Origin of the sequence: Streptomyces sp. NPDC127068, assembly GCF_042724695.1 — a bacterium.
In the GTDB taxonomy this organism is placed as follows: Bacteria; Actinomycetota; Actinomycetes; order Streptomycetales; family Streptomycetaceae; genus Streptomyces.
Map to the genome: position 1 here is coordinate 1 of NZ_JBHXEN010000116.1, position 3,751 is coordinate 3,751.

At 74.1% G+C, this 3,751-nt stretch carries 3 protein-coding genes; all 3 read right to left on the bottom strand.

The window, feature by feature from the left end:
• Positions 1-100: 100 nt before the first annotated feature.
• The 3 genes from ACFWIA_RS34995 to ACFWIA_RS35005 all read right to left on the bottom strand — a co-directional run bounded on the left by ACFWIA_RS34995 (position 101) and on the right by ACFWIA_RS35005 (position 3,496).
• Complete coding sequence (locus ACFWIA_RS34995; RefSeq protein WP_387011315.1) at positions 101-526, bottom strand: OsmC family protein; 426 nt, start codon at positions 524-526, stop codon at positions 101-103.
• Positions 527-623: 97 nt separating this feature from the next.
• On the bottom strand, positions 624-2,438 hold the full coding sequence (locus tag ACFWIA_RS35000; RefSeq protein ID WP_387011316.1) for a hypothetical protein: 1,815 nt from the start codon (positions 2,436-2,438) through the stop codon (positions 624-626).
• Positions 2,435-3,496 (bottom strand): ATP-binding protein, encoded by a 1,062-nt coding sequence (locus ACFWIA_RS35005; RefSeq protein WP_387011317.1) that lies wholly within the window; start codon positions 3,494-3,496, stop codon positions 2,435-2,437. Before ACFWIA_RS35005 ends, ACFWIA_RS35000 begins: the two co-directional genes overlap by 4 nt.
• Between the last annotated feature and the right edge of the window lie 255 nt (positions 3,497-3,751).

The following is a 3,751-nucleotide window of genomic DNA, read 5'->3' on the forward strand; positions in this document are numbered from 1 at the left end:
GCGGCGCGCGCCCGCCCCCGGGGCGGGTCCCGGGGTTCCGGGCGACGCGACCCGGGGCCGTGTCCGGGGCGCCCCGGAGTGTTCCGGGACGGGCCGCGGGTCAGGCCAGCTTGGCCGAGAGGGTGATCGTCGTGCCGGTGAGCGCCTGGCTCACCGGGCAGTTGGCCTTGGCGTTCTCGGCCGCGGCGACGAAGGTCTCCTCGTCGATGCCCTCGACCTCGCCCTCCACCGTGAGGTGGATGCCGGTGATGCCCTCGCCCGGCTGGAAGGTCACGTCCGCCGAGGTCACCAGCTTGGTGGGCGGGGTGCCCGCACCGGCCAGGCCGTGCGAGAGCGCCATCGAGAAGCAGCTGGAGTGCGCCGCGGCGATCAGTTCCTCGGGGCTGGTCTTGCCGTTCGCCTGCTCGGAACGGGACGGCCACGACACCGGCTGCTGGCCGATGCCGGAGGAGTCGAAGGTGACGACGCCGTTCCCCTGGAGCAGATTGCCTTCCCACACGGTGTGCGCGGAGCGCGTGGTTGCCACGTTAGTGCCCTTCCTGACGGTCATCTGAGGCCCCGTCGCCGGGACCCCCGTACCCCCATCCGATCACATTCCGGGGGCCGGACGCGCACCCGACCGTTCAACGGACCCGGAAGACCGGTCCCCCCGGCCGGAACGGGAGCCCCGCGCCCTGCGGAATCAGGTAGGCATGCTCGCGCCGGACCCGCAGCACGTCGCACTGGGCGTCCGTGATGATCAGCAGGGGCGCGTTCCCGGGGAAGTCCCGGGCCCGGCCCAGCAGGTCGACGGCCGGTTGGAGGGCGGTTCCGCCGCGCCCGGTGACCCGGACCCGGCCGGCGATCTCCTCGACGGGCAGGTACCCGGCGTCGTGCGGCGCCGCATCGCAGAACACCACCCGCGCGGCGGGGACGTCGCGGGCCGCGGCGTACGAGGCGATGGCGCCGAGCGCCTTGCCCAGCAGGACCCGGCTCATGGAGCCCGAGGTGTCGAGCACGACCCCGAAGGTGCAGCGGGCGACCTCCTCCGGCGGGTACCAGCGGCCCGCCCGCGGGATGTCGGGGGTGGACGCCTGTCGGCGGGACGGGCGGGCGAAGCTGCGCACCGGCTCCGGGCGGGGCACGAACACGTCGAACCAGCGGGCGAGCCGGGCGTCCCAGGGCAGCGGTGGGTGGCTCAGTGCCCGGATCTCCTCGACGAGCCCGGCGGGCAGCAGCCCCCGGTCCTGGTACCCGTGCAGGTCGAAGCCCTGGACCAGGGCGCGCCGGTAGAACCCGTCGAGGTCCACGTAGTCACCGGGACCGGGGGCCAGCGGCTCGCCGAGGACGTCCCCGCGGCCCCTGCCGCGCAGGGTCGACAGCCGCCGCAGCCGCCGCAGGTCCCCGGCGATCCGGTCGTAGACCTCCTCCGCAGACAGGCCCGCGAGGTCGGCGTCGTACAGCAGCCCCTCGGGCATCTCGCCGACGCCCATGTCGCGCAGCCAGCCGTTGACGACGTAGTCGGCGGCGACGTTGAAGAGGTACGGGTCCCGCCCGCCGATGCGGTCGCCGTGCCGCAGGGCGGCGTGCAGCATCTCGTGGGCGAGGACGAACCGCCACTGCTCCTCGGTCAGGTGCGCCAGCGGGTTGACGTAGATCTCGCCCGCCGTCGCGTTGACGGCCGCGATCGCGAGGTCATGGGTGCGGGCGAGTTCGGCGTCCGCGACGACGGTCATCCCGGCGGCGATCCCGCCGAGCAACGGGTAGGAGGAGACGAACCAGTTGAGCGCCCGGTGCCAGGGGTGGACCACCGGATCGGGATCGGTGAAGGAGGTCCGGTGCCCGCCCGCCACGTCCATGGCGACGGACACCCCACGGGTGAGGGCCCGGGCGAACGCCTCCCGCCAGTCGGTGGGCCCCGGCTGCCAGGAGTGGTCGGGCCAGGGGACGAGGAGCTGGTCGGGGGCGCCGCCGCCGGTGCCGCAGTGCTCGTACGCCGCGGGCAGGCCGTCGCGGCGCCAGCGGGCGGCGAGTTGTTCCTCGTCGCCGCCGGGCCAGCTCGCGGGGAGGTCGTCGGGGGCGCGCCCGCAGGGGAACGTCTCCTGGAAGCGGTTGACCACCGCGCAGCGGGCCGCCAGGTCGAAGCGGTCGGGCTGGACCCGGCTGCCGGTCGCCGCCGGTACGTGGCCGAACCCGAGGTGGATCACGCAGTGGGCGACGGCCCAGGCCCAGTCGGCGGGTGCGGCGCGACGGGTCGGGTGGACGTGGAGGGTGCCCGAGGAGTCGATGCGGCACAGCCCGTGCTCGGGGTGGTCGCGGCACTCCTTGCTCCGGCACACGGTCGGCTCCAGGGCGCCCAGCGCGGGATTGCTCAGGGCCAGGCGCAGCCCGGCGGCGAACGCCTCGGCGGCCGGGTCCGCGGCGGCCTTGCCCTTGCGGTCCGCGCCGCGGCGGCTCACCGTCGGGCCTCCACCAGCCGCGGCATGTCGCGGGCCGCCTCGATCAGGAACCAGGCGGGCAGCACGGGCTGTCCCTCGGCGTCGTCGGCGATGACGGCCTGGGCGACCTCCACGGAGATCTCCGCCAACTGCACCAGCAGCGCCTTGGCCCGGTACGCGGTCTGGCGGCCCGCCTCCGACACGTGCTCCTTGCTCGCGGGCAGCTCCTTGACGAGCCGTCCCCGGAACGCCTCGGCGAGGTAGTAGAGGAGGTCGCGGTCGGCCTGCCCGCGCGGCCAGGAGGCATCGCCCTTGAGGATGGCGTCGATGCCGTACGCATGCCGAACGATCTTCACGTAGCCGCAGAACGCGATGGCGTGCGCCGGGGAGAGCGTGCCGTGGGCGATGACCTTCAGGGTGTCCTCGTCGAGGGCCGGCCCGAAGGAGTGCAGGGCGTCGGAGAGCATGTGCCAGGAGCGGGGCGTGGAGAACGGCTCCTCGGTCTTCGGCGGCGCGGACCACAGGTGGTCGGGGCGGTCGGTGAGGTGGTCGAGCACCCAGGAGTGGATGCCGTGGGCCCCGGCCCAGGCCAGCCAGTCCGTCGCGGACGCCTGGAGGTGGACGTGGGTGAGCCGGTTCAGCAGGGCGGACGCCATGGGGCGGGCCAGGGCGTTGTCGGTGGCCCGGTTGCCCGCGCCGATGACGATGGACCCCTCGGGCAGTTCGTAGCTTCCGATCCGGCGGTCGAGGATCAGCGAGTAGAACGCCTTCTGCACATCGGGGGTGGAGGCGTTGAGTTCGTCCAGGAAGAGGCAGTACGGCTCGTCGCGGGCGATGGCCTCGGGCGGGCAGAAAACGGACCGTCCGTCGCGGATCTGCGGGACGCCGATCAGGTCCTCGGGGGCGAGTTGGGTGCCGAGCAGGCTCACGCACTCCAGTCCCAGGGACCGGGCGAACTCCCGTACCAGCGAGGACTTGCCGATGCCGGGCGCTCCCCACAGGAACACGGGGCGCACCGTTGCGAGGCCGAGCAGCAGTTCGGGTATCCGGGCGGGGGTGACGGTCACGGCGGGCTGCACGCGGGGCTCCTGGGCTCGTTCCCCGGGGCGCGGGGACGTGGGGCGCTGGACGGTGCCCAGTCTGGGGGGCCAGCGGTTTCGCCGCAGCCGATTATGTTCCCTGCGGGTGCGTCGTGGCCGCCCGCGCAGTTCCCCGCGCCCCTGGCGGGGCGCTTCTGGTGGGCCTGTGGGGGAAGGGCCCCGATAGGGGGGGGGGGCAAGGCGCGCGAACACCGCGCACCCCCACCGGAGAAACTCACGTGCTCCGGGCTAACA